The following is a 24,905-nucleotide window of genomic DNA, read 5'->3' on the forward strand; positions in this document are numbered from 1 at the left end:
TAGAATCATCCTTTCAAATTTTCTATAACATCCAGGCTAAAATCAAGTATTGGAGCATCAATAATTGCCCTTCCTACATCAACAATATCAGCCCCACAATCTTTTATAATTTTAATATCTTCTAAAGTAATTCCTCCTGCATATGCTATCTTAATATTTTCACGCCATCCACTTTTTTTTGAAATATTTACAATAGACTCCAAATCCTCTATATTTCCTGTATCTACCATAAGTATTCCTGCTCCAGCTTCCACTGCCTGAACTGCTTCCTGAACTATAGGATCTATTTCCCCCCGAAGCTGTACAACCACAATCCTGCTGCTGTCATACTCTCTGGCTTTTTTTACAGCCTCTTTAACACATCCTAAAAGCCTGACGTAATTTTTATCTAAATAGATAAAAGGTTTATCTGTTATGCGGACTCCTATACCTCCTGAAACAATGGATTGACGAATATCCTTTCTGACTTCACCAGGGACTTTCTTGAATGCACCGCATACAATTTTTATATCATTACCAGCTTTTTTAAAAAATTCATATGCAGCAGTGGTAATTCCTGAAAATTTTCCAATAGTTCCTAAAAGTATTTCTTCAGCTCTTATAATCTGCTCCGCATCTCCAACTCCGGAAAATACACAATCTCCTATTCTAATTTTATTCCCTTCAGGGCACACTCTTTTAATTTCTATTTTTAATTCATCCGACAATTGTTTTAATCTGTCGGTTCCTGAGAAAACACCACTTTGCTTGGAAACTATTTTAAAATTCCACTTATAATCTTTTATCTCAGAAAAAAGATATTCCCTAAGTTCCACAATTATTGCCCCTCTCATAAAAATTATATACCACTATTTTATTTTAAAATATTTACAGTATTTCTCCCTATTTTATAGCAACTTTTTCTTTTTTAAAATCCTTACTTTCCACCAATAATGAAATTATTACTCCTCCTACAAGTGCAAGCAGTGGTGCACTGATTTTAAATATAGTTATGTTGCTCATTGCAATAACAAGTGCAAAGAATGAACCATATTTAAATTTATTAACCGAAAAAGCATCATGAAATGAGCTGTAAAGTACATTTATCATCGCAAGTCCTGCAATAATATTGGTTAAAGCTGCAGGTAAAGCTGAAACAAATGCCATGGCAAGACTTGCTATAAGTCCAAAAACTATAAATAATATTCCGTTTATAACACTGGCTGCATAACGACCTTCCTTGTCTTCTCCCGCTTCTTCGCTAGCACAGATTGCTGTCATAGGACCTGCAACATTTGCATTATGTCCTCCAAAGAAAGATGTAATCATACTCCCTATTCCACTTACTATAGTCATTACATTAATTGGAGGTTTATATCCTTGTGATATCAAAACACCAGTTGCCTGAGCATTCTCAGAACCTATAATCAATATGGCAAGAGGTATTGATACAGATAAAGTAGCTCCTAAACTAAATTGAGGCATAATAACCTGAGGTGCAATAAATCTAAAATCTTCTGCCTTGAAATGCAATGAACCAGTTGCTGCTACCGCTATCATTCCCAATACCAACGCGCCTAATACAGGTGGTACTTTTTTGCTGATTTTAGGTATTATAAAAAATCCTGCTAAGGTCAATAATCCTACTATTGGCATTGACTGAGTGGAGGTAATTATTCCTGTCCCAAATTTTATCATGGCCCCTGCTATCATTGCCATAACTATGGGAAGTGGAAGCCATCTCATTATCTTTCCAATTAACCCTGAAATACCTAGTAGAAGCACTATAATGCCTGCAATAAAATATGCACCAGAAGCTTCATATATATTAAATGTTTTGAGTACGGTTACAAGCATGACAGCAGCAGGTATATTAAAAGCTCCACATATAGGTTGTTTATATTTTAGAGCTAAAAATATACTGACTAGGCCTCCTATAAAATAAATGGAAAATAGCCATGAAATAGATTGTACATTAGTCAAACCACCGTCAGCAGCAGCCTTTATTACTAAAAGCGCAGGACCTGTACATCCAAAAATCGCAGCTACAGCACCAGCTGTTATTGTACTTCCATTAATATGCTTAGGTAATTCCCTCAAGCTATCTAAAATTTTGTATCCCTTTTCAAATCTGAATTCCTTTTCATTTTGTTGAATTTCCATAGTTTCCCCCCATATTCAATAAAATAATTTTTGTTCTGCATTATCGTATCTTGTTCTTGTATATTTTTATCCGAAAACCATCATTGCTAACACTCCTAACTTCATAAAGTTTAGAATAAAGCACTGCTACGTCCCTGGATAAGTTCTTCTAAGGTTCAGATAAAAAAAGTGTTCCACATGAGCAAACTCCACCTGAGCCTAAGAATCATTTGATAAAAAGACCAAATAAGATATAATAATATGTCTAATATACTTAAATCATATCCAGCTGGAATATAATTTTGTTCTATATTATCGTATTGTGTTTCGGATTATTTCTTATAGAATAATTATAGATAATTATTTTTAATATGTCAATAATTTAACTAAATCTTTTTAAATAAAAAAGCTCAGACACAATGACAAATATCTGCCATTATATCTGAACTCTGCTATTTATTATTTACAACATGTATTTTCACCGATGCATTGTCACCTATGGTGAATTTGCTTTTTAGATTACTGGAATTGTCAAACTTGATTTTTACAGGTATTTTTTGAACTGTTTTTTTATATTTACCCTTATCCGAATAGGAACTAGGCGTTAAAGCAGACTGGGACATATGCCCTATGGATTTTACCTTTCCTGTAAATTTTTGTGCTCCATACTCATCTATGCTTATATCCACTGATTGTCCTACTTGTAATCTCCTGGTTTCTGTTTCATCTATATTGGTGATTATGTAAAAATTATCCGGATCCGCCAGAAGTGCTATGGTTTTATCCGGGGATAAATTTTCTCCCACATTTGCCTGCTTTTTTACAATTATGCCATCAATAGGTGCTCTTATTAAAGATTGATCTATGCTTGAATCAGGAAGACTTCCCATATCCTGACGGGCCAGTATCTGATCTTTCACAACTGTATCACCTTCATCTCCATCAAATTGCAATAACTTTCCACGAATTTGCGGGCTTACATTGATTAAATCAGCAGTAACCTTTGCATCATCAGTAGAAACATAGTAAATATGCTCATATATATAATAAGAGATCGCACCGACTACTACTACTGCCACAGCTATCAATGCCCCAATAATTACTTTCTTTCGGTTTTTTCTCATGCTGGAAATTATATTAAACTTCATATTAACCCCACCTTCTCCATTACTTCAATCCAATTTCCGCAAACATACCCGGTTTCAAAAGCTCATTTTTATTATCCAAGGTTACTTTCACCAGCACATCCGAGCTCTGTGAATTCAGTTTTGAATTTATGACAGCTATTTTCCCTGAAAACTCATTGTCTGATACATCGGGTACTTTTACAGCTACACTTTGTCCCACTTTAATTTGATTTAAGATACGGGTCGGGGCATATGCATTTACATATAAATTATCCGTGTTAACTATTGAAATAAGTGTTTTACCTGGAGTTACCATATCTCCTACATTTACATTTCTTGAACTTGCCGTACCTGAAATAGGTGCTGTAATAACAGCAGCATCCAGAGCTGCCTGAGAAGCTTTTAACTCCGATTGAGCCTGAGCAAGCTGGGATTGATATCCGCTAATATTGGAGGTATCGGAATTGGCAGCACTTTGTGCACCAGATAAACTTGTCTGTGCGGCACTTACTGCCGATTGTGCCTCATCCACCTTGCTTTGAAGTTCTGTAGTATCCAATCTGACAACCACATCTCCTGCATTTACTTTCTTGCCTAAATCCGTAGATATCTCCGCAACTTTTCCCGCAATGTTTGAACTAACATCTATGCTGTCATTTGTTGCAATTTTCCCACCCATAATAAATACGGTGTCAGTGCTTGGCCCATTTATAATAATAGACTTGCTGCTGTTTTTATTAGGACTACATCCACTAAAAAGCAGCCCTACAACTAAACAAAATAATATAGCTCTTTTCATTTAGATCCTCCTATGAATTATATAATTTAAAGTTCATTTATATACTAACATTTATTCTATTACATGAACACCCTAACAGCAACATCGTTGTAACAAATCCTATGACTTTAACTTTTCCTTAAGACAGTTTTCCTAAAAAACACCCTTTACCTGACGCAGCTGTAAAGAGTGTTCTTATATTATTTAACTGGTATTTTTATAACATCAGAAATGGAATTCATTTTCATATCCTCTCTGATTAAAGTATTTTGGTATGTCGGTTGCCATTTCATTCACAATTTACTTGAATTTATATATACCCGTACCTGTATTTTGCTTAAACATGTTATACGCTTCAAGAGCCTGAGCAGCCTGTTCTGTTGCCATGGCATTATAGCCTGTTCCCTTTGTATGACTAAATCCGCCTCCAGATACTTCATAACTCAAAGGTGCATCTACAGGTGTCTTCCCACTTTTGGTAAAAGCAGCACTTCCAGGGTCTATTCCATTTGCACAAAGACCTATTATGACCTGTGAAATACTCTCGCTGTTGCTGACTTTCCATGAAGAAAATCATCCGTCGCTGTCCTGCATGGAGGACAATTTGTCAACCGCCCTTCCACCCTGTTCACAAGGCATCCTGAATAAAATTATATTTTTCTGTTTTTCGTAAAATAAAAAGGCCTTCTTTTGAGGGTCTTCATATATCATATTAATATATTTCACAATTTAAATAAAAATATATCTTATACCAGTCTTTCCTTCCAAAAGAACTATATATATCGCCAAACAGGTATAGGTATACTGGCTTGGAATCATCTTACTCTCCATACCTTCCCAAAGGTTGTCCCTTCAGTGGTTTCTCATGGGTTTCATCTTCCTTACAGTAGTGGAGGCTGCAGTGGTTTTTAACCACTTTCCCTATTAATTCCCGGGGAAGCCTGCTGCAAATATTATTTAATTTATAATTTTCATTACCTTGATGCCATATCACATTCAAGAATTTGTCAACATATTTGTTGAAATATTTTTATAATGTAATTATATTATTTATATACAAATTTTTACATAATAAGCTACTTTATAACTAAATATTCTTTTTATGGTGAATGCAATCTTCAATTTTACATTGTTTGATGCCTGTCATTGATGCCTTACTTTAACTTTATACTTAACAATTAATTAAATAAACAATCTACTTTATAAAAAATAGTATATGCAACAAGCACACTTATTGCATATAGCCCCATATAATACCTGTCTTGCTTATGCAAAAAAATAATATCCCGGGTTTTATTTCCCAGGATATATTATAACAATTATCTACATAATATTTGTCATCACTCTATTTACTTGATCCGAAAAGTTCAAAACTCAAACTATATTCAAAGTTCACATAAAGTTAAGGTTCATGAGTTAAGACCTCTTTTAAAATCTTTTCCATGAACTGGTATTACAGTGCACCTCCCATCAATATATGTAAAAAACTTATGGCTACCACTTTGCCTAACTTCAATAAGCCCAAATTTTTTGCCGATTTTTCAATATATACAAAGATGAAATTTCGTAAAACTACTTTTAAAAAGTATTTTTGCCAAACCCCATTTTATTTTACTGCATTTTAACCTATCATAGTTCCATATTCACTATTCACTGTCAATTGTTAATTAGAAAAAATTACCATCATGTAATATGGATTTTGCCCTTAATTATCTGATATAGGGCAGGATTAATTTTACCATATTTTCTATTAGATTCAATTCTTTTTTGGAACACCTCTCAAGCAGCTTGTACAATATAGCATTATCTTCTGTTTTAGATAACTGGTATTTCTTAAATTTTTCCTTTATCAGAGTATCTTTAGTTTCTTCTTTATGTTCTCCGTATATTAAATAATCAGTTGTAACGTGGAGACAATTAGCTATTTTAACTAAAGCCGTAAGGCTCATCTGTCTTTCTCCCCGCTCCAATTGTCCTATATAAAGCGTAGAGAGATCTACCATTTCAGCAAATTTTTCTCTTGTTAAACTAAATTCTTCTCTTTTTTCACGGATTCTATGACCTATTTCCCGTCCATTGATTAATTCCTCATTCTTCATTTGTCTTCACTCCTGTCCTTAGCCTCTTACTCTAACTTTATACGTAACGATTAATTAAATAAATAATCTATATGCCAAAAAATTATATATGCAATGTGCGCAATCATTGTACATATCATAAATAATATCTATATTATTTATTCAAATTGGAGTGCTAAATTTATTAAAATAAAAGAACAATTTAGATGAGCTTCTAAATAAAAAGTGCAAAAAAATTAATATCCCGGGTTTTGTTTTCCCAGGATATTTTACAAAAAATTATCTATATAATATTTTGTTTGGCAGCAGCCTGCTTTACCATATCGTATACCTTTTTAATAGGTATGCCATATTTTTCGGCCTTATCACAACATTCTCCATATTCAGGAGATATATTCGAAATTTTGTCACCATAAAACGCTATCTTTACAGAAAATTCCCCCAAATCCGTATTTACTTTCTCCACTTTATAGGGCAGCATGTATTTATGAAAATTGAACACTTTTACACCAATAGTAGTTGTCTCTTCAAATATAACCTTTAAGATGCTATCCATGTCTGCACCGCATGCATTGACACATAATATATTGGCAATTCTATTTTTCTTCATGAAAGCCGTCTGCAGATACACATCTCCTGCTCCTGCGGAAAATAATTTTTTGGATATGTATTCGTAAAACTGGGGATTCATGTCATCTATGTTGACTTCTATTTTTACGGCCTCCCCTTCTTTTGCCAAATTATTATTTTCATTGTCTTCCAATTGACCTATACAGATCCTAAGTAAATTAGGTATGTCAAGATCCCTGTCCCCTGCTCCATAACCACAGCTTTCCATATTCATAGGTGGGATTTCCCCAAAATCACTGCAGAGAGTGGAAATAACAGCAGCACCAGTGGGGGTTACAAGTTCCTTTTCCACTCCTTTTGAATATATCTTTATGCCGTGGAGCAGCTGTACCACAGCAGGTGCAGGCAGCGGTATAATTCCATGGGCACATTTTGTAAATCCTGTACCTATATGTATGGGAGAGCAGTATATTCTCTCAATCTTTAAAAGATCCAACCCGATAACCGCACCACATATGTCTATTATTGAATCCATTGCTCCCACTTCGTGAAAATGTACAGCTTCCACAGTGGTATTATGTACCTTGGCCTCTGCTTCCGCAAGATTTGTAAATATCTTAATTATATCTTCCTTAACTTTTTCTCCAAGTTCACTTTCCTGTACAATAGTTCTAATATGGCTTAAATGCCTGTGAACATGGCCTTCCTCTACAATAACCTGTACTTTTGTACCTCCTATTCCATTTTTCAATACATGTTTTGACTTTAAGTCAAAAGGTACTTTAAGCTTCATAAGCTCATTTTTTAAAACATCCAGCTTTAATCCGGCATCCACCAGTGCACCTAAAATCATGTCTCCACTTATTCCGGCAGTGCATTGAAAGTAAGCAATTTTCATGTTTGTTCCTCCTTAAAAAATGACCATGAAAGCAGCTGTTATGTAAATTTACTTTCATAGTCATAATAAACTAATTTATTCTATAATATTTTCATGCATATTTTGTCATTTTGTATTGTCACTGCACTTCCCCTGCTATTGGGTCCACAGCCATCCGTAATAATAAGTCCTAGATTCACATGGTATTTCATCATATTGGATAGTATGTTAAACATCCTATGAGAGGCGGATTTATCCTCCAGCATAGATTCTTCATATATTTTTTTAGCTGTGTTTTCATTGCTTCCAATTATAAATCCAGGTCCTCCAGGTACTGAAACAACCACCAGACCGCCTTCCAGGCATTCTATATCTTTATCTGAAGAAGATATATCCTCCCTGGGTGATCCAATTATTCCACCAGTAGACTGTCTAACACCATCAATATTGATGCTGACACCCAATGCTTTTATATAATCAGGTGATATGGTTTTCACTCTGTGAGCTAATTTATAATCAATAAAAAATGGATCCTTTAAACCATTGAATTTGATTTTTTTTAGTTCCAAAATCTTATCCAAACTTTCTTTCTTCTTGTTTTTATTACATACTCCGCATATAACTATGGGATATGATTCCACAGTTACAGTTTTTACTATAAAAGTAGTAACATCATTTATACTATACACAATCATTTAACTTAAAAAATTATACTTCAAGAGTTTCTTTTGTAACAAATTCACTACTGTTTATTTTTACCGGCTTCTCCACACCTGGTACAATCTCTTCTGCTTTTGCTATAATCTCTTCTTCAGACAACTTTTCAACTGGAGCTTTCAAATAGTCAAATGTAATGCCTACACTTGCAAGCTCTGCTTGAGCTTTTTCAGTAATATTATCAAAATCTATGTCAATGCCTAAATACTTGGCAATTGTTAAAACCACAGGGGAACATCCAATATGTTTTCCCGGAATCATGCCAGCTTTTAATGCATCAATTGTATATTTAGCAATAACTCCTTTAGGAGCCACTATACAAGGAATATGTTTTTTAAGGGTTTTTGCATACTCTCCTGAACCATGAGCCGTATCTCCTGCCTTGAATTGTCTGGTAGGGAATACTCTTCCATATTTTTCAGCAACTGTCATTCCAATTCCCACAGATATAAACTCTCCTGTATAACCTATAAGTACATCCTGATCCTTCATTATTTGAAGTTGTCCAAAAATAGGTAATAAAATCTCTTCCATAGTAACCACATTCATCATTTCAGTAGCAGAATTATTGTTAACAGCTCTACCTGTCATAACTGCATTATGCACTGGTATCATTTTTTTTGCGGGATTAGGTCCTCTAAAAAGTTTTCTTCCACTATAATATTTCTTCCACTGTGCGAGATGGGGTTCTTCGGAGATTAACTGATCTGTAACTTCCATCTCCTCCATTGGAAGCATTCCAAATTCCTTATGGATTTTTCCGTTATCTGATGCAGCCATTTTAACTATTGCACTGTCCAGCACAATACCATCACTGCTGGTAGTGCAGGCATCCATATCAAATACATTTATGCCCGCTGGTCCTTTTATTTGCTGAGCTATTTTTTTAATTGCCTCATCTATTTCAAGTCCTGAGTTTTCAATATCTTTTTTATCTACAAATACTATATTTAATGGAATTAAAATATCTCTGACCTGACCCTGCTTTATCATTCTATATAACAGCTTTTTCATGATTATTCCTCCTTAATGTTTTCCCAAAGGTGGTCTTCTATCTTCCACTTCTTCACAATCTGCAGTTTCCACCTCTTCAGTAGGATGTATAATGTTGATAACTTCTAAAATTGCTTTTTTAGCCTTTCCATTTTTGTCAATTCCCTTGACAATGACAGTGTGCATGGTTTCAGGAACTCTTGGTATAACAATGAGTTCAACCTTTTCAACATCTTCTCTTTTTGCCAGCTCTTCTACTGAAAGTTCAATTCTTCCTGTTCTAAGGGACTGCATTTTAGCAGATTTTAAATTTTCAAGCCCTTTTATTTCAATAGTTTTATCTGGAGTGTTTTTTACAGCTGCCCTCTTCATTTTTTCAATAAATTCAGGAAGCTTGGTATGCATCAATTTCATAACTCTCATCTCCTCATCTAAAATAATAATTTAATATCTTTTATATATGTCAGGAGCAATTTTAATGCCAAATATATAAATGTTTACTATTGCTTATAATTTCACCATCTATTATGTATAATAGATACTTAAAGTAATGAAATCTTTATATATTGATAATTATCAGATAATGTTTTGTTAGATTTCACCATAATATATGTTAGAATTATAACACTATCAAATTATAAATGCTAACGGATTTTAAAGCTTAGAGCCTGAAAATCTTCTCTAAAACTTAAAAATCCATTTACAAAATTAATTACATCTTCTAAGCAGTTCTTCCCAGTTTTTATCCACTTCTTTTTGAATTGCATCTATCATGTATTCATTCCCAGCTTTAAATAAATGTTTGAATCTTCCCTGCGGTTTTAACCATTCAGTTATAGGAAGCTTTTTCTTAGGTCTGTAATTCAGTACATATTTCCCGTCAATTATTTCGTACAGCGGCCAGAAACAAGTTTCAACAGCCAGGTCAACTATCTGGAGTTCTTTTTCCGTATCACATCTCCAACCTCTTGCACAAGGTGTAAGTACATTTATAAATGCAGGTCCCTTGGTATAAATTGCCTTCTCGGATTTTTCATAAAGATCCTTCCATTTTGAGGCAACAGTCTGAGCTGCATAGGGAACATGATGGGCAGCTATTACACTGGTCAGATCTTTCCTATACTGTTGTTTTCCAGGAACTGCTTTTCCCTGGGGGGAGGTAGTAGTGCTGGCACCGAAAGGAGTAGCAGATGATCTTTGAATTCCGGTATTCATATATGCTCCATTGTCATAACATACATAAAGCACATCGTGGCCTCTTTCCATGGTGGCAGAAAGTGATTGAAGACCAATATCATAAGTTCCGCCGTCTCCGCCAAAAGTTATGAATTTGTAGTTGTCTTTTATCTTGCCTTGTTTCTTCAATGAATCATAGGCTGTTTCAACGCCGCTTATAGTTGCCCCTGCATTGGCAAATGCTGAATGAATAAATGAATCCTTCCAGGCAACATAAGGATAAAGGCATGTGGAAACTTCCATACAACTTGTGGCATTTGCAACAACTGCCTTATCTTCCGGTTTTAATGCTTTAAGTACCCACTTTGCAACTATTGGTGCTCCACATCCGGCACACATTCTATGGCCTGCAGTTATTCTGTCTGCTTTTTTTGATAATTCTTTTAAATTTACTGCCATTTTATCTCCTCCTATTCTCTAACACTAAGATAGTTGTAAATTTCATATCTTCCTGCAGCTAAATCTTTTGTAAGTCCTGTGTAAACTTCTTTAATGCTGTCTGTAGTTACATCTCTTCCGCCTAATCCATAAATATAACTTTTTACAATCTTCTCATTGCCATCTCCATAAAGAGCACTTCTTATTTCCTTGAAAAGAGGCCCTCCCGTAGTGGCAAAGGAATCCGTTTTATCCAGAACGGCCAATGCTTTTACATTCTTTAATGCCTTTGCTATTTCAGGTGCCGGGAAAGGTCTGAATACTCTGAGTTTAACAAGTCCTGCTTTAATGCCATTTTCTCTCAGTTCATCCACAACTACTTTTGAAGTACCTGCTGAAGAGCCAATGACAACTATGGCAATTTCCGCATCATCCAATTTATATTCTTCAAAGAAATTATATTTTCTTCCTGTAATTTTTTCATATTCATCTGCAGTTTCAAGAATCACTTTTTTAGCATTTATCATTCCCTGAGCCTGCAGTCTTTTATGTTCAAAATAATACTGGTTCCCATCAAATGCTCCAAAAGCAACAGGAGTATCCCCAAGAAGAGAGTAGTCAGATTTGTACTCTCCAACAAATTTTTTTACTTCCTCTTCTTCAAGTAAATTCATGTTTTCAATTCCATGACTTGTTATAAAGCCATCATAGCATACCATTACAGGTAATTTTACATCAGTATTTTCTGCAATCTTAACTGCCTGTATAAAATTATCATATGCTTCCTGTACATTTTCACTATATATTTGAAGCCATCCTGAATCTCTGGCACCCATTGTATCGCTGTGGTCATTATGTATATTAATAGGCCCTGATAGTGCCCTATTAACTGCTGCCATAACTATCGGCCTTCTCAGAGATGCTGCAATATAAAGTGGCTCCCACATATATGCAAGTCCATTGGAAGATGTGGCAGTCATTACTCTTGCACCGGCAGCCGAAGCACCTATACAGGCACTCATTGCACTGTGCTCTGATTCAACTGGTATAAAGTCTGTCTTTACCTGTCCATTATTTACAAATTGTGAAAAATACTGTGGAACTTCTGTAGATGGAGTTATAGGATATGCTGCTACTACATCAGGTTCAATCTGCTTCATTGCAGTTGCAACAGCTTCGTTACCGCTTAAACTTACTCTCTTTGCCATATTCATCACCCTTTCTTATTATTCCGAAATCAATTTTATAGCATCAAATTTGCATTGAGCAGCACATAAGCCGCAGCCTTTGCAGTGATCATAATCAATACCTTTTATTTTTTCATTTTCAACCAATATAGACATATCCGGACAAAAAACCCAACATAAAAAACAGTTTTTGCATTTTTCCTGGTCCCAGACCGGTTTTGTAGTTCTCCAGTCTCCAGTTTTAAATTCACCGGCATTTCCCGCATCAAGAATTATTCCACCTGGAGTTGTATCCTGCCATTTGCACTCTGTGGAATAATAATTTTTATCGCTCATATTTTTTGTACCTCCTTCATAGATCTTTTCAACGCCGCCATATTACCATCTATTACCTGTGGTTTAGTTGCAAATTTGTGCTTAAATGATCCTTCCATATTTTTTATGAACTCTTCTTCTTCCATAACTTTTGAGATTTTAACTATTGCACCAAGCATAGGAGTATTGGGGAAATTCTTGCCCAGTTCTTCCTCAGATATTTTTCTGGCATCAATGGTATAAATATTACCTTTATAGTCATCAAAATATGATTTTATTTCTTCAGGTTTTTTTGATGTATTTACCACTACTGCACCGGACTCCTTTAATCCGGCTGTAACCTTTACACTATTTATGAGGGTTTCATCTACTACCACTACATAATCCGGTTTATAAATATTGCTGTGTATTTTAATAGGCAGATCACTTATTCTGTTGTACGCAGTTATAGGTGCTCCCATTCTCTCCGGCCCATATTCAGGAAATCCCTGAACATATTTACCTGTATTGAATGCAGCTTCTGCCAAAAGCAAAGATGCTGTTTTAGCACCTTGTCCCCCTCTTCCATGCCACCTGATTTCGATAATCTTACTCATTGTTTACCCCCTTATAAAATTCAACATAAAAAATTATACTTTGTTGTTTTACTGTAGCAAGTTTAATGCCAAACTGTAAATATTTCAAATTAACTTCATTTTTTTCTCTCTTAATACAATTTTAGTAGATGGAATGAATGTTGCATATATTAAAAAGTCATAAGCCATACTAAAAATTTGTCTATTAAAGTGTTGTAATTCCAACATTTTATAACAATATACTAACAGGAAAAGGTTTTTTATAAAATTAATGTTTGCAGAAAATATTCTGAATAGTTACTGTTTTTGGGCTATCCTAGAATTTATTTATTCAATATAGAAAACATTGGTATATGATGTGCTAAAATTCACTTATACACCAAAATTTATATAAGGGGGTAATAATTTGAAAAATATCTTAAAAAAACATTTGTTTGTAAAGGGTAGAAAGGAATTATCCGTAATGGTTCATAATTACAGAGAAAAAGCTGATGGTACACCTATTGTAATCCTTTGCCACGGTTTTACCGGTGACAAAATCGGCCCCAATCAGCTTATACTCAATCTGGCTAAAGGCATAGAGGCTGCAGGGTACATAGCAATACGTTTCGATTTTGCAGGTTCAGGTGAAAGCTATGGGCAATTTTCAAAAGACACTACAATATCAGGATGGCAGCAGGATTTAAACACTATAGTTTCCTGGATAAAAATCAGTCCGGAATTTTTCGGTTCTCCAATCATACTCTGTGGTCATAGTTTAGGAGGGTTAATTGCACTGTCATATCCCAGTGATACGGCAATTAAAGGACGAATGGCTCTCTCTGCAGCAATACATCCGATTGAAACATTTAGCTCGGAAGGCATACTTGGAAAAGAATTGTGGGACAAGGCAGTTTCCGGAAAAACCATTTCTAACTTCTTTAACAAAGCTTTTACTCTAGATGATGGTATCTTTGTCAAAGATATGCTCCAGGGAAACTATAAACCCTTAGAAGTTGCAGATACCTACTCAACTCCTCTGCTTATTATACATGGGACTGCAGATTGTGCCGTACCAATTTCAGGGTCGGAGGAATTGTACAAAAGATACAAGGGCAAAAAAGTTTTTCATAAGCTAAACGAAGTGGATCATGTATATATGAATAAACATGATGTACTACAATCCTTGATTGTAACGTGGTTAAATGAATATTTTTAGTAATCATGGCCGTAATTGGAGGTATATGCATGGGCACATTGACCCTGCAAAAATATTAGTATTTAAACAAATACGTTAATATCCTCTTGGATATTAACGTATCTTTATATAGCCATGTTTACTTGATATATAATTAAAAATCTTTCTGTTTCAATTTATATGCAACTTGATAGTACTTGATATCTATACCCTTTTTATTAAGCACTTTGGCTATTTTCCTGGGTCCAAGCCCCTTTTTCCTAAGTTCCAAAATAATATTATCCACTATTTCAGAATCACTATTTACTTCCAGCTTATTAGCGGAATTTTTGTTTTTATCAGCATTATTGGTATAAATGGAATCAACGGGCAGGTGTTCTACATCCACTGTAATATTTAAATTAGAATCCGTAACATTGCTTATAAGGGGTGCTGCACAATCTATACTTTGATTAACTATATCCCTGAATTGCCTTATATTTCTAGGATAATATTCATTTAATAATATTTTTTTTGCTTCATCTGAAAACATTACATTTAAATTTATATTATACTTATCATATACATTGGCTTCATATCTATTTATGAATTCAGTAAGTATTTGAATCTTATCCTCAATTGATCTTTCCCTGAGAGGAGGCAGATACAAATCATACTGACCCAGCCTCTGATACAGCTCCGGCAGCAGCACTTCCTCCAAATTTTTTGTAGAAGCTGCTATTACAATAACATTTACAGGTATATCACGATTTCCTCCGATTCGCCTTATAGTTCCTGATTCTATGGCTTTAAGCAGAAGGTTTTGATAATTGTTTAAAGCATGAGCCTCATCTAAAAACAAAATCCCTCCATTTGCCATTTCAAACAATCCCTTTTTATCTTTCGAACCGGTAAAAGAGCCTTCACTGCATCCAAATATCTCCATGGCAGCAATATCAGTATTGGTAAACTGAGCACAATTTATTTCAATAAATGGGGCATCTGGCTTTATCACCCCTATTTCCTTGGCATAATAGTAAATACACCTTGCCAGAAGGGTTTTCCCCGTTCCTGATTCACCAGTTATGATGCAATGCCTAGGTCCTCCAAGAGCTCCAACGGTTTTCCTGGCCTTTTCAATAGTTGTACTCAAACTTGAATTGGAGCCTATAATATTGGAAAATGCATCGTTTTTATTTTTTAATGAAATTTTACGCCTGAGATCTCTTATTTTATCGTTTAAATTTTCCATTTCAGTAATATCAGAAAATATTGCAAATCCACCTTCCAATTTTTCATCTATGAATATGGGCTTTGCTTTTACCATATACTTTCTTCCATTTGTATGTTTTACCTTCCCGTAAAACACCATGGTCCTTTTATCTATTACTTCCAGCAATGCAGCTTGAGGATAGTATTTAGATATATGATTTCCTATCATGCTTTCAGACTTACATTTTACATATTGTGCAGATATTTCATTGACAAAAACAAGATTCCCCTGTTTATCCACAACGTTTACTCCCTCATTCAAGGAGTTAATAATATCTGCAAATATATCATTTATCTGCGGATATTTAAAATATTTCATAATCTTATCAACACCAATCTAATTTTTAGGGTATTTTGATAAAACTGCACTGGATATTCTGTCAACTATAATATTTAAATCCTTTTCATTCTCAGCTAAACAATGAATACAAGCTTTAGCTGCTTCAACAGCCTCCACATAAGGTCCCGGTACATTTACCACCAGTGTATCTCCTTGTCTTGCTGCCACTAGTTTAGACCACATATGACCGTTTTTTCCGTATATCTCTTTATATTTATATTCACTTATACATTTTTCTATGGCACTGTGAGTAAAATCCTTTGCCAAGGTAGATACATACCTGTGGCCTCCTCCGGAACCACCTATAAAAATTACCAAATCTATATTTTTATCAACACATTTTTTAAGCTGCCCTATTATTTCATCTTCATCGTCAGATACTGGCTTCAAACGCATTATCTCACATTTAGGATACTGATCTAAAATCAACTGCATTATTGCCGAACTATTTGTATCGGTTACAACTCCGTTTAATACTTCATTCCCTGTTGGTATAATGACAACACTATTTATCAAGATTATTCCACCTTTCTTTTTGACACCCATACTGCTGCCCTTTTGGTATATTGTCTACATCCACTTCTAATATTTTCTTTGCAGAGTCAATTTTAGTAAGTTCCGTTGCTGTAATTCCCTCAACTGTGGAAATTGCCTTTATTATTCCACTTTCATCTTTTAATATGGCCTCTGGATCTATATTATAGACATCCATTTCTATAGATTTACCAGTTACTCCTATTACCCTTATGCCCCTTTGTATAAATTCCGAAAGCTTTTTTTCCAGTTCAAAAGGCTTAAGCCCTTTTACATCCACGCCCTTTATTCTTACCACTGTCTTGTCTATATATGCTATTACCGAATTATCCATCTTTGTTTCACTCCTATGAGTTAATTTTACCGCATAAAATTTGAATATACATTTGAAAAATATTTTAATAATTCTAAATTAACTGCCCATATTTATTTTTAATTTTATCACAATCTGTTAGAAAATGTCCATATATGTAGTCCGCCATTTTGCATACTCTTACAATAAATACTTCACATCACAGTTTATTTATAATACTTGCAAGATAACCTGCTCCAAAACCATTATCGATATTTACCACACTTACTCCGCTGGCACAACTGTTCAGCATGGAAAGAAGAGCGGTTACTCCTCCAAAGTTTGCCCCATATCCCACACTTGTGGGCACTGCAATAACAGGCTTATCTACCAGCCCGCCTACCACGCTTGCCAGTGCTCCTTCCATTCCTGCAATTACTATGACTACCTTTGCCTGTCTTATAATATCCATTTTATTGAACAACCTGTGTATTCCAGCCACCCCGGCATCGAACACCTTCTTGACTTTATTGTCGAATATTCTTGCAGTTTCAAATGCCTCTTCAGCTACGGGAATATCTGATGTACCTGCTGTAACTATGGCAATATAGGAATCAGTTTCTTCCTGTTCTTTTTTCCTTATAGTTATAGTCCTGCCTTCCTCATTGTATTTTGCATAGGGACAAAGTTCTTTTACCGCCTTATACATTTCCTCATTGGCCCGGGTTCCCAATATATTATTTTCCTTGGTAAGCATAAATTCTACTATTCCCCTTACCTGCTCCACAGTTTTCCCTGCACAATATATAACTTCGGGATATCCAACTCTTATTTCCCTGTGATTGTCTATCATGGCATATCCCAGATCTTTAAACGGCAAATCCTTTAATGCTTCCACCCCTTCATCCACATCTATTTTTTGTTTCTTAATATCTTCCAATAATTTTCTTAGTTCAGCTTCATCCAATTTTTTCACCTCTTAGACAAAATATATTAAATTTAAACATTGCTTTGATTTTAATTATATTAATTATGGTTGTAATTTTCAACTAATTATTCATAAGAGTTTAAAAATAACTAGCAGTTCACATATCACCGTGAACTGCCTACTTAAAACTAATAACCATAATTTATAAACTATTGATCTTCAAACTCGTTTCCCCCCATAAATTCTCTTAAAATGGAATTGCGGGGAACAAACTTTTTATCCACTTCTTTAAAAAAGTGAAGAAAACTTCTAAGTCTCAAGGATTCGTAATATACCGGACTGGAGCTTTTTATTTTTTCCAGCTCTTCAAGTGCATAATTTTTCAACACACAGAGTTCATATACCAATGTGGAGTTAAACATTACATCTGCATTTTCCTGAAATACAAAAATATTTTTTTCTTCGCCCCTTTTTATAGAGGGCCACATCTTTAGAGTATCTTCACCGCTATAACCCCTAAAATGATAATCTCTGACTATTCTTCTTATAATTCTCACATCAGTAGTAGCTATTCTATTATGGTTGTCTACATTTAACTGAGTAAGAGCACTTATATATATTTTGAATTTATTTTTTCTGGGAATAGCAGAAGTAAGAACTTCATTTAAACCATGTATTCCCTCAATTACAATTACGCCATTGCATGGCAGCTTTACCCTTTTACCAACCCACTCCCTGGCTCCCTTTTTAAAATTAAATACTGGAATTTCAATTTCCTTTCCCTCCATAAGAGTCTCCAGATGTTCATTAAAAAGTTTTAAATCCAGGGAATATATGGATTCAAAATCATAATTCCCATTTTCATCCTTGGGGGTATATTCTCTATTTACAAAATAATCGTCCAGTGAAATAGAAACTGGTTTAATTCCGTTTACCCTCAACTGAACTGCAAGTCTTTTTGCAAAGGTAGTTTTTCCTGAGGAACTAGGCCCTGCAATTAATACGATTTTTGCATCTTTTCTTTCACTTATCATATCAGCTATATTTGCTATTTTCTTTTCATGAAGGGCCTCCGCCACCCTTATAATATCTACAATTTCTCCACTTTCCACCTTATTATTTAAGGAACCTACATCTCCAACGTCCAATATATTTCCCCACTGTTCCGTTTCATAAAATATTTTACTTAATTTTTTATATTCCAAAAACTTAGGAAGATGATGTGGATCAGCTTCTACAGGATACCTGAGTATAAAACCAGGTTTGTAGTACATAAGATCAAACACTTTGAGTATCCCTGTAGAAAAGGCCATGGAACCATAAAAATAATCATATTTTCCGTCTAATTCATATAGTTTTACTTCTTCTGTATTCACATGATTTAAAAGTCTCACCTTGTCTTCCATATTATATCTTTTGAAAATTTCTATAGCTTTCTTCCTATCCATGCCTACTTTTTTTATAGGTATGTCCAATTTTATTATATTCCTCATTCTATTTCTTATTCTCTTTATATCTTTTTCTGAAAGTGGAGTGTCTTTATGAATTTCTCCAAATATCCCCTTGCTCAAAGAATGTTCTATAGTTACCTTGGCATTAGGAAATAAATCATATACAGACTTAATGAGTACAAATTGAAGAGTTCTAACATAAGTTTTATTTCCCAGGGTGTCTCTTATATCTACAATTTCAAAACTTCCAGATTCTTTTAATTGACTGGTGAGTTCAAAATATTCTCCATTTACTTTGGCCAATACTACAGGTATATCCTGCGGTTGATAATTGTCCTTAAATATTTTATATAAAATGGTATTATATTTGACTTGAACATTTTTACATCCCAATTTAAGATATAACATATGGTCCTCCCTGCTGCTAAAGGTATCAATATCCTTGTACCTTAAACTAGTAATCAGCTCATCCATAAATTTCATCCCCTTAATTTAGTGTCATTATTATTATACTTCATATTTACTTGGAAATGTTCTCGTTTTACTCATATTTTTTCGTATTAATGTAAGAATATAAGTAAGTATAAAAATTTAAGAGTATATAACTTGAAAGGTGGTATTTTATGTTTACAGTGCTTTTTAGAACAATTATATTATATTTGCTTGTAGTAGTATCCATGAGACTTATGGGGAAAAAACAAATAGGAGAAATGGAACCCTTTGAATTGGCCATAGCAATAATGATATCAGAACTAGCTTCCCTACCAATGCAGGATACGAGAATATCCATAACTCATGGAGTAATCCCCATAATAACTCTTCTAACCCTACAGTCTCTGCTGGCGCTGTTTCAACTTAAAAGTGAAAAAATGAGATTACTTTTCAGCGGCAAACCCAGTATATTGATCGACAAAGGCAAATTGGACTTAAAGAAGTTAAAGGATGAAAAATTCAACATAAATAATTTGATGGAAGAATTGAGGATGCAGGGATATTATAATTTATCGGATATAGAATATGCCATACTCGAAACCAGCGGCCGGCTTTCCGTCATACCCAAAACGGAACTTGAACCTGTAACAAAGATGGATTTAAAGATAAAACCTGCCCAGGAAAGTTTACCCATAACCTTGGTGTTAGATGGTAAGGTGAATTTTAAAAATTTAATCATAGCAAATAAAGATGAAAGCTGGTTAAATCAGATGATGAAAAAAAACAGTGTATCTTCTATAAAGGATATACTGGTAGCTATGCTGGATTCAAAAGGAAAATTTTATTGTCAGTTAAGAGAAAAAAATAAATAGGACGTGATTACATGAAAAGTATAATAATATCTTTTAGCATATTTGTAGTAATGGTTTTTTGTATAATATTCTCAGTAAATTATTTAAATACTATATGTACAAAATTAGAAAATTCAAATATACAAATAGAAAAATCCATTCAGTCAAATTCCTGGGATGAAGCATATAAAAATTCTCAAAACTTTATGGCAGATTGGAAAAAATATTCTTCCAATCTATCCATTTTTTCAAATCATGATGAGATAGAAGACATCAACAATGAATCCTGGAAACTTATCCATCATATAAATCATAAAAATTCGGAAGAATCTCTATCCTCTACAAATGTAATACAAAATTCTCTGAATCATATACTGGAAATGCAGCGGTTAAATATTCAAAATTTATTCTAAACTTTCAAATTGAATAGTAATATTATATTGCTGTTATAGGTTGTTTTAAACTGCAACAATTGAATATCATATTAAACCAAACTGTGGAAAATAATAAATAATAGGTTATAATATAAAGTAGATAAATAAGCCAATTGACTTTTGTAACTATAAAATATCTTATATTGAAAGGTGGAATATTAAATGGCATTAGTTACTACTAAAAATATGTTTAAGAAGGCATATGATGGAAAGTATTCAATAGGTGCTTTTAACATTAACAACATGGAAATAATTCAAGGTGTTGTAAATGGAGCAAAAGCTAAAAATTCCGCTGTGATTTTACAGTGCTCAGCAGGTGCAATAAAATATGCAGGACCAAAATACTTAAAGGCAATGGTAGATGCAGCTATAGAAGAAACGGGAATTGATCTTGCTCTTCATTTAGATCATGGTCCTGATTTTGAAACTGTAAAATTATGTGTGGAAACAGGTTTTACTTCAGTAATGTTTGATGGTTCACACTTAGATTATGACGAAAATGTAGCAAAGACTAAAGAGGTCGTAAAATATGCTCATGAATATGGAGTTGTAGTAGAGGCAGAACTTGGTGTACTGGCAGGAGTTGAAGACGATGTATCTGCGGCTAAACACGTATATACGGATCCAGACCAGGCAGCCGATTTTGTGGATAAAACAGGTGTTGATTCACTGGCAATAGCTATAGGCACTTCCCATGGGGCCTATAAATTTCCACCAAACTTTAAGCCTAAATTAAGATTTGATATACTGGAAGAAGTCCAAAATAAATTGCCAAATTTCCCTATAGTTCTTCATGGAGCTTCAGCAGTAGATCAGGAAGCTGTATCGACATGTAACAAATATGGGGGAAACTTAGCTGGTGCTAAGGGAATTCCAGTAGATATGCTTAGGAAAGCTTCTTCTATGGCAGTATGTAAAATAAATATGGATACAGATTTAAGATTGAGCATGACTGCTGCTGTAAGAAAAACTTTTGGAGACAATCCAAAAGTCTTCGATCCCAGAAAATATTTAGGAGCAGGAAGAGATGCCATACAAAAGGTAGTTGAAGATAAAATAATCAATGTGTTGGGTTCGGAAAATTCTTTAAGATAAACGTTACTTAGCATATATTAGGAGACTTTCTTTAGATTTGAGAAGGTTTCCTAATTTTTTATAACATCATCTCTTTTGTTTTTATATAATTAATTTTTTGCGGCTAATTTTTATGGTATAATTCAAATAGCAGTGATTTATCCAAATGGGTAAACTCCACTTGAACCCGAAATCACTTGATAGTGGGAGATGAGTTTTTATGCAAGAATATGAAACAAGAATAATAAAAATAAATCCGGAAGATATACGCCTAAAGTTAAGCAACGCTAATGCCTTAAAAATTAAAATGGAAAATCAGACAAATTTCATATATGACTTTGAAGATGGAAAATTGATAAATAACAAAGGTTATGCTCGAATAAGAATTGTAGAAGATTTAATACATAATTCCAGCCATTTTTACATGACTACAAAAAAACTTTTGAGTCAGGAAACATATAAAATAATGGAGGAAAATGAGACGGAAATATTGGACTGGAAAGCTGGTGAAAAAATTTTTGAATCTCTGGGGCTAAAATTATTACACTCAATAAAGAAATACAGGGAAAGTTACAAATACAAAGATAGTTTAATTGAAATTGATATAAATGATACATCTTTCTGCCCATTTGCCTATGTAGAAATAGAAACCAAAAATGACAGGGATCTTGTTGAAATAGTACATTTACTGGGATATTCCATAGAAGATACTACCTCAGAAACTATATATGAAATACTACATAAGATCACGAAAGATAACAAACTACTAGATACTTAAAAATACAAGAACAGGTGAATATATGTTTGGTTATATAACTCCTTATAAAATGGAGCTTAAAATAAAAGATTATGAAAAATTCAAAGCATATTATTGTGGTTTGTGCAGATCCATAAAGCATAACATCGGAAATGTTCCAAGGATTTTTTTAAATTATGACATGACTTTTCTGACAATACTTTTGGATTCTCTAGAAAATGACAGGCAAATTTATGTAAAAAAAAGGTGTATTCTCCACCCCATGCGAAAAAAAGTTATTTTGAAGGACAATATTTCTTTAAAGTATGCCGCTTTTTGCAATATATCTCTTACTTATTTCAAACTTTTAGACAATGTGAATGATGATATGTCTACTACAAGTAAAATATTATCATTTTATTTAAAAAAATATTTAAATGCCATGCCTGAAGGTTTCAAGAAAAATTTCACAGATATAAACCATAAACTTCAAAATTTATATAGCCTTGAAAAAAATTCAGAAAATAAATCTATAGATGCTTTAGCTCATCCTTTTGGAGAACTTACGGGGTTTATATTAAGTTCTTTTAAAAATAACGAAAATAAGGATAATCTTTATTTTCTTGGATATAATCTGGGAAAATGGATATATATTATAGATGCATTAGATGATTTGAGGTCAGATATATCCCATGGAAAATTCAATGCTATAAACCAGTGTTTTAACTGCGAAAATTTATGCTGTGAAAAGTTCTTGAAAAAAATAGAACCACGGATAGATTTTATTTTAGGCACTTGTGCTGCACAATGTATGAATGCTTTTAATAAACTTCCTATAAAAAGGAATGAGGAATTGCTTTATAATATAATACAATATGGACTTTTAGATAAAATGGATAAAGTTTTTAGAAGGGGCGTTTACAAAGATGAGAAATCCATATGAAGTACTGGGAGTAAAAGAAAATGCTTCAAAAGATGAAATAAAAAAAGCTTACAGAAATCTGGCTAAAAAATACCATCCTGATCAGTATGACAACAACCCATTGAGGGATTTAGCCGAGAGTAAGATGGCTGAAATAAATGAAGCTTATGACTACCTGATGAAAAATGGCTCGAATAGCACATATAATAATACAAATGACAATACCTACAGTGGAGGTAACTCCACCATGTATCAATCTGTAGAAAATGACATCTATAATGGCAATTTTAAAAATGCTGAATCCACACTTAATGGAATAAATACAAGAGATGCTGAGTGGAACTATCTAATGGGAATTTTGAATATGAGAAGGGGCTGGTATAATGATGCCTATAATAATTTAAGCACCGCTTGCAGGTTGGAACCCAATAATTTCAAGTATCAAAGTGCATTCAACAAATTATCGGGAATGAATAATTCCTACAGACAGCCTTATTATGGAAACCAGAGAAGAGATCCTGACATATGTAATATTTGTGCTACATTGTACTGTCTGGATTGTCTTTGCGGCGGCGGAGACTGCGGCGGATGTTAATTAAATAGTGGGGTGATTTTTAAAATGGCAGGAAAAACAAATACCGCTTCCAATATAGCTAAAGGAGGACTTTTAACTACTATTGGAGTTATTTTGGTTTATTTAAGCGGCATAGTTCCTTTTAATAAAACTTATCTGCTGGCTTTGTCTTCATTGCTCATTCCCTTGGCTGTGTTAATTACAGATTGGAAAAATTCCATTACGGTTTATGTTGCTACCTCCCTTTTATCTCTTTTAATATGTGGACTCAAGCTGACGGTATTGTCTTATATAATATTTTTTGGTCTTTATGGACTTGTTAAATATTATATTGAAAGGTTCAGGAAACTGCCTTTTGAAATCATATTGAAGTTGATTTTTTTTAACCTATGTATACTTTTGTTATTTTTAATATACAATCTGTTTTTCCCCGGGCTTTTAAAAATAAAATTTCCTCTGTATATAATTATAATAGGAATACAGATAGTATTTTTAATATATGATTATCTATTAACTCTATTTATAAATTATATAGACAAATATATCTTAAAAAGACTTAAATAATACAAATTTTACCCTATTATACTATTGACATATAAATTTTTGATGATATAATATTTAGTGTTGAGATTCACATAATGTTGCCCATTAGCCAAACGGTAAGGCACCTGTCTCTGGAACAGGCATGTGTTGGTTCGAATCCAGCATGGGCAGCCATAAGAGAACTCTTTATCTAAAGGGTTCTCTTTTAAAATAAGTTTTTAAATTATTTCTTGACAAAGTATTACTTAATATTATAAAATGTGAAATAAATCAATATGTAGCTTTGAAGAAGGAGTAGTAGTATTTATACCACTAAAGAGAACTGTTGTCAGGTGAAAAACAGTGTGAAGATGATATGAACTCACCTTAAGAGCTTATCTGAAAAAATCAGATACGGTAAAAAGCCGTTATTTT

29 protein-coding genes, 1 tRNA gene, 1 riboswitch and 1 other annotated feature (1 of these 32 cut by a window edge) are annotated in these 24,905 nt (G+C 33.6%); of the genes, 9 read left to right on the forward strand and 21 right to left on the reverse strand.

Going from position 1 to position 24,905, the window contains the following annotated elements:
- Positions 1–5 precede the first annotated feature (5 nt).
- The 16 genes from AB8U03_RS03295 to AB8U03_RS03370 form a co-directional block, all read right to left on the reverse strand.
- Positions 6–815 (reverse strand): beta/alpha barrel domain-containing protein, encoded by an 810-nt coding sequence (locus tag AB8U03_RS03295; protein ID WP_369703125.1) that lies wholly within the window; start codon positions 813–815, stop codon positions 6–8.
- 67 nt (positions 816–882) lie between these two features.
- Positions 883–2,142, reverse strand: coding sequence for a benzoate/H(+) symporter BenE family transporter (locus AB8U03_RS03300; RefSeq protein WP_369703126.1), 1,260 nt, complete (start codon positions 2,140–2,142; stop codon positions 883–885).
- Between the two features lie 431 nt (positions 2,143–2,573).
- Positions 2,574–3,269 carry an HlyD family secretion protein gene (locus AB8U03_RS03305; RefSeq protein ID WP_369703127.1) on the reverse strand — a complete coding sequence of 232 codons (696 nt, stop codon included), beginning with the start codon at positions 3,267–3,269 and terminating at the stop codon, positions 2,574–2,576.
- 19 nt (positions 3,270–3,288) lie between these two features.
- On the reverse strand, positions 3,289–4,047 hold the full coding sequence (locus AB8U03_RS03310; RefSeq protein ID WP_369703128.1) for an efflux RND transporter periplasmic adaptor subunit: 759 nt from the start codon (positions 4,045–4,047) through the stop codon (positions 3,289–3,291).
- 279 nt (positions 4,048–4,326) lie between these two features.
- Positions 4,327–4,473, reverse strand: coding sequence for a hypothetical protein (locus tag AB8U03_RS03315; protein WP_369703129.1), 147 nt, complete (start codon positions 4,471–4,473; stop codon positions 4,327–4,329).
- Positions 4,474–4,599: 126 nt separating this feature from the next.
- Positions 4,600–4,737: a hypothetical protein gene (locus AB8U03_RS03320; RefSeq protein ID WP_369703130.1), complete on the reverse strand. Its 138-nt coding sequence runs from the start codon at positions 4,735–4,737 to the stop codon at positions 4,600–4,602.
- A gap of 64 nt (positions 4,738–4,801) precedes the next feature.
- A riboswitch (cobalamin riboswitch) is annotated at positions 4,802–4,986 on the reverse strand.
- Between the two features lie 449 nt (positions 4,987–5,435).
- Positions 5,436–5,564 carry a type II toxin-antitoxin system HicA family toxin gene (locus tag AB8U03_RS03325; protein WP_369703308.1) on the reverse strand — a complete coding sequence of 43 codons (129 nt, stop codon included), beginning with the start codon at positions 5,562–5,564 and terminating at the stop codon, positions 5,436–5,438.
- 171 nt (positions 5,565–5,735) lie between these two features.
- On the reverse strand, positions 5,736–6,125 hold the full coding sequence (locus AB8U03_RS03330) for a helix-turn-helix domain-containing protein (RefSeq protein WP_369703131.1): 390 nt from the start codon (positions 6,123–6,125) through the stop codon (positions 5,736–5,738).
- Between the two features lie 262 nt (positions 6,126–6,387).
- Entirely contained in the window at positions 6,388–7,572 is a 1,185-nt protein-coding gene (gene larC, locus AB8U03_RS03335; protein ID WP_369703132.1) for a nickel pincer cofactor biosynthesis protein LarC, read from the reverse strand.
- Between the two features lie 80 nt (positions 7,573–7,652).
- On the reverse strand, positions 7,653–8,246 hold the full coding sequence (locus AB8U03_RS03340) for a hypothetical protein (protein ID WP_369703133.1): 594 nt from the start codon (positions 8,244–8,246) through the stop codon (positions 7,653–7,655).
- A 13-nt stretch (positions 8,247–8,259) separates the two neighbouring features.
- Positions 8,260–9,282, reverse strand: a complete 1,023-nt coding sequence (locus AB8U03_RS03345; protein ID WP_369703134.1) for a hypothetical protein — start codon at positions 9,280–9,282, stop codon at positions 8,260–8,262.
- A 12-nt stretch (positions 9,283–9,294) separates the two neighbouring features.
- On the reverse strand, positions 9,295–9,675 hold the full coding sequence (locus tag AB8U03_RS03350) for a hypothetical protein (RefSeq protein ID WP_369703135.1): 381 nt from the start codon (positions 9,673–9,675) through the stop codon (positions 9,295–9,297).
- 294 nt (positions 9,676–9,969) lie between these two features.
- A complete protein-coding gene (locus AB8U03_RS03355) occupies positions 9,970–10,896 on the reverse strand; it encodes a thiamine pyrophosphate-dependent enzyme (RefSeq protein WP_369703136.1) in 927 nt (308 codons plus the stop codon).
- Positions 10,897–10,907: 11 nt separating this feature from the next.
- Positions 10,908–12,083, reverse strand: coding sequence for a pyruvate ferredoxin oxidoreductase (gene porA, locus AB8U03_RS03360; RefSeq protein WP_369703137.1), 1,176 nt, complete (start codon positions 12,081–12,083; stop codon positions 10,908–10,910).
- An 18-nt stretch (positions 12,084–12,101) separates the two neighbouring features.
- A complete protein-coding gene (locus AB8U03_RS03365; RefSeq protein ID WP_369703138.1) occupies positions 12,102–12,398 on the reverse strand; it encodes a 4Fe-4S binding protein in 297 nt (98 codons plus the stop codon).
- Positions 12,395–12,973 (reverse strand): 2-oxoacid:acceptor oxidoreductase family protein, encoded by a 579-nt coding sequence (locus AB8U03_RS03370; protein WP_369703139.1) that lies wholly within the window; start codon positions 12,971–12,973, stop codon positions 12,395–12,397. The genes AB8U03_RS03365 and AB8U03_RS03370 overlap by 4 nt, the downstream gene beginning before the upstream one ends.
- Before the next feature lie 385 nt (positions 12,974–13,358).
- Here AB8U03_RS03370 and AB8U03_RS03375 point away from each other — a divergent pair, with 385 nt between their 5' ends.
- A complete protein-coding gene (locus AB8U03_RS03375) occupies positions 13,359–14,150 on the forward strand; it encodes an alpha/beta hydrolase (protein ID WP_369703140.1) in 792 nt (263 codons plus the stop codon).
- A 133-nt stretch (positions 14,151–14,283) separates the two neighbouring features.
- Here AB8U03_RS03375 and AB8U03_RS03380 read toward each other — a convergent pair whose 3' ends face one another.
- The 5 genes from AB8U03_RS03380 to AB8U03_RS03400 form a co-directional block, all read right to left on the reverse strand.
- Complete coding sequence (locus AB8U03_RS03380) at positions 14,284–15,699, reverse strand: sigma 54-interacting transcriptional regulator (protein WP_369703141.1); 1,416 nt, start codon at positions 15,697–15,699, stop codon at positions 14,284–14,286.
- A gap of 18 nt (positions 15,700–15,717) precedes the next feature.
- Positions 15,718–16,236 carry a molybdopterin-binding protein gene (locus AB8U03_RS03385; protein ID WP_369703142.1) on the reverse strand — a complete coding sequence of 173 codons (519 nt, stop codon included), beginning with the start codon at positions 16,234–16,236 and terminating at the stop codon, positions 15,718–15,720.
- A complete protein-coding gene (locus tag AB8U03_RS03390; RefSeq protein WP_369703143.1) occupies positions 16,226–16,588 on the reverse strand; it encodes a hypothetical protein in 363 nt (120 codons plus the stop codon). The genes AB8U03_RS03385 and AB8U03_RS03390 overlap by 11 nt, the downstream gene beginning before the upstream one ends.
- Before the next feature lie 178 nt (positions 16,589–16,766).
- Positions 16,767–17,513: a nickel pincer cofactor biosynthesis protein LarB gene (gene larB, locus AB8U03_RS03395; RefSeq protein ID WP_369703144.1), complete on the reverse strand. Its 747-nt coding sequence runs from the start codon at positions 17,511–17,513 to the stop codon at positions 16,767–16,769.
- Between the two features lie 170 nt (positions 17,514–17,683).
- Positions 17,684–19,333: a nucleoside kinase gene (locus AB8U03_RS03400; protein WP_369703309.1), complete on the reverse strand. Its 1,650-nt coding sequence runs from the start codon at positions 19,331–19,333 to the stop codon at positions 17,684–17,686.
- A 215-nt stretch (positions 19,334–19,548) separates the two neighbouring features.
- Between AB8U03_RS03400 and AB8U03_RS03405 the strand changes: the two genes are divergently transcribed.
- The 8 genes from AB8U03_RS03405 to AB8U03_RS03440 all read left to right on the forward strand — a co-directional run bounded on the left by AB8U03_RS03405 (position 19,549) and on the right by AB8U03_RS03440 (position 24,665).
- Complete coding sequence (locus tag AB8U03_RS03405; protein WP_369703145.1) at positions 19,549–20,229, forward strand: DUF421 domain-containing protein; 681 nt, start codon at positions 19,549–19,551, stop codon at positions 20,227–20,229.
- A gap of 11 nt (positions 20,230–20,240) precedes the next feature.
- Entirely contained in the window at positions 20,241–20,621 is a 381-nt protein-coding gene (locus AB8U03_RS03410; protein WP_369703146.1) for a DUF4363 family protein, read from the forward strand.
- A gap of 183 nt (positions 20,622–20,804) precedes the next feature.
- A complete protein-coding gene (gene fba, locus AB8U03_RS03415; RefSeq protein WP_369703147.1) occupies positions 20,805–21,737 on the forward strand; it encodes a class II fructose-1,6-bisphosphate aldolase in 933 nt (310 codons plus the stop codon).
- A 199-nt stretch (positions 21,738–21,936) separates the two neighbouring features.
- Complete coding sequence (locus AB8U03_RS03420; RefSeq protein WP_369703148.1) at positions 21,937–22,494, forward strand: class IV adenylate cyclase; 558 nt, start codon at positions 21,937–21,939, stop codon at positions 22,492–22,494.
- Positions 22,495–22,516: 22 nt separating this feature from the next.
- Positions 22,517–23,395, forward strand: coding sequence for a DUF5685 family protein (locus tag AB8U03_RS03425; RefSeq protein ID WP_369703149.1), 879 nt, complete (start codon positions 22,517–22,519; stop codon positions 23,393–23,395).
- Positions 23,379–23,969, forward strand: coding sequence for a J domain-containing protein (locus AB8U03_RS03430; RefSeq protein WP_369703150.1), 591 nt, complete (start codon positions 23,379–23,381; stop codon positions 23,967–23,969). The genes AB8U03_RS03425 and AB8U03_RS03430 overlap by 17 nt, the downstream gene beginning before the upstream one ends.
- Positions 23,970–23,993: 24 nt before the next feature.
- A complete protein-coding gene (locus AB8U03_RS03435) occupies positions 23,994–24,512 on the forward strand; it encodes a hypothetical protein (protein ID WP_369703151.1) in 519 nt (172 codons plus the stop codon).
- A gap of 78 nt (positions 24,513–24,590) precedes the next feature.
- Positions 24,591–24,665: transfer RNA gene (locus AB8U03_RS03440), tRNA-Gln, on the forward strand.
- A 100-nt stretch (positions 24,666–24,765) separates the two neighbouring features.
- Positions 24,766–24,905 (forward strand) — a binding site (T-box leader) (it continues 67 nt past the right edge of the window).

Source organism: Clostridium moutaii, from assembly GCF_041205085.1.
In the GTDB taxonomy this organism is placed as follows: Bacteria; Bacillota; Clostridia; order Clostridiales; family Clostridiaceae; genus Clostridium_B; species Clostridium_B moutaii.

What these genes read in the sequence shown, in the direction of transcription:
- AB8U03_RS03365 (WP_369703138.1), bottom strand. Translation starts at nt 12,398, where the DNA reads ATGAGCGATAAAAATTATTATTCCACAGAGTGCAAATGGCAGGATACA.
- AB8U03_RS03400 (WP_369703309.1), bottom strand. Translation starts at nt 19,333, where the DNA reads ATGTTATATCTTAAATTGGGATGTAAAAATGTTCAAGTCAAATATAAT.
- AB8U03_RS03330 (WP_369703131.1), bottom strand. Translation starts at nt 6,125, where the DNA reads ATGAAGAATGAGGAATTAATCAATGGACGGGAAATAGGTCATAGAATC.
- AB8U03_RS03355 (WP_369703136.1), bottom strand. Translation starts at nt 10,896, where the DNA reads ATGGCAGTAAATTTAAAAGAATTATCAAAAAAAGCAGACAGAATAACT.
- AB8U03_RS03420 (WP_369703148.1), top strand. Translation starts at nt 21,937, where the DNA reads ATGCAAGAATATGAAACAAGAATAATAAAAATAAATCCGGAAGATATA.
- AB8U03_RS03310 (WP_369703128.1), bottom strand. Translation starts at nt 4,047, where the DNA reads ATGAAAAGAGCTATATTATTTTGTTTAGTTGTAGGGCTGCTTTTTAGT.
- AB8U03_RS03410 (WP_369703146.1), top strand. Translation starts at nt 20,241, where the DNA reads ATGAAAAGTATAATAATATCTTTTAGCATATTTGTAGTAATGGTTTTT.
- AB8U03_RS03345 (WP_369703134.1), bottom strand. Translation starts at nt 9,282, where the DNA reads ATGAAAAAGCTGTTATATAGAATGATAAAGCAGGGTCAGGTCAGAGAT.
- AB8U03_RS03430 (WP_369703150.1), top strand. Translation starts at nt 23,379, where the DNA reads ATGAGAAATCCATATGAAGTACTGGGAGTAAAAGAAAATGCTTCAAAA.
- porA (WP_369703137.1), bottom strand. Translation starts at nt 12,083, where the DNA reads ATGGCAAAGAGAGTAAGTTTAAGCGGTAACGAAGCTGTTGCAACTGCA.
- AB8U03_RS03425 (WP_369703149.1), top strand. Translation starts at nt 22,517, where the DNA reads ATGTTTGGTTATATAACTCCTTATAAAATGGAGCTTAAAATAAAAGAT.
- fba (WP_369703147.1), top strand. Translation starts at nt 20,805, where the DNA reads ATGGCATTAGTTACTACTAAAAATATGTTTAAGAAGGCATATGATGGA.
- AB8U03_RS03340 (WP_369703133.1), bottom strand. Translation starts at nt 8,246, where the DNA reads ATGATTGTGTATAGTATAAATGATGTTACTACTTTTATAGTAAAAACT.
- larC (WP_369703132.1), bottom strand. Translation starts at nt 7,572, where the DNA reads ATGAAAATTGCTTACTTTCAATGCACTGCCGGAATAAGTGGAGACATG.
- AB8U03_RS03300 (WP_369703126.1), bottom strand. Translation starts at nt 2,142, where the DNA reads ATGGAAATTCAACAAAATGAAAAGGAATTCAGATTTGAAAAGGGATAC.
- AB8U03_RS03435 (WP_369703151.1), top strand. Translation starts at nt 23,994, where the DNA reads ATGGCAGGAAAAACAAATACCGCTTCCAATATAGCTAAAGGAGGACTT.
- AB8U03_RS03370 (WP_369703139.1), bottom strand. Translation starts at nt 12,973, where the DNA reads ATGAGTAAGATTATCGAAATCAGGTGGCATGGAAGAGGGGGACAAGGT.
- AB8U03_RS03320 (WP_369703130.1), bottom strand. Translation starts at nt 4,737, where the DNA reads ATGATATATGAAGACCCTCAAAAGAAGGCCTTTTTATTTTACGAAAAA.
- AB8U03_RS03405 (WP_369703145.1), top strand. Translation starts at nt 19,549, where the DNA reads ATGTTTACAGTGCTTTTTAGAACAATTATATTATATTTGCTTGTAGTA.
- AB8U03_RS03350 (WP_369703135.1), bottom strand. Translation starts at nt 9,675, where the DNA reads ATGAAATTGATGCATACCAAGCTTCCTGAATTTATTGAAAAAATGAAG.
- AB8U03_RS03390 (WP_369703143.1), bottom strand. Translation starts at nt 16,588, where the DNA reads ATGGATAATTCGGTAATAGCATATATAGACAAGACAGTGGTAAGAATA.
- AB8U03_RS03305 (WP_369703127.1), bottom strand. Translation starts at nt 3,269, where the DNA reads ATGAAGTTTAATATAATTTCCAGCATGAGAAAAAACCGAAAGAAAGTA.
- AB8U03_RS03380 (WP_369703141.1), bottom strand. Translation starts at nt 15,699, where the DNA reads ATGAAATATTTTAAATATCCGCAGATAAATGATATATTTGCAGATATT.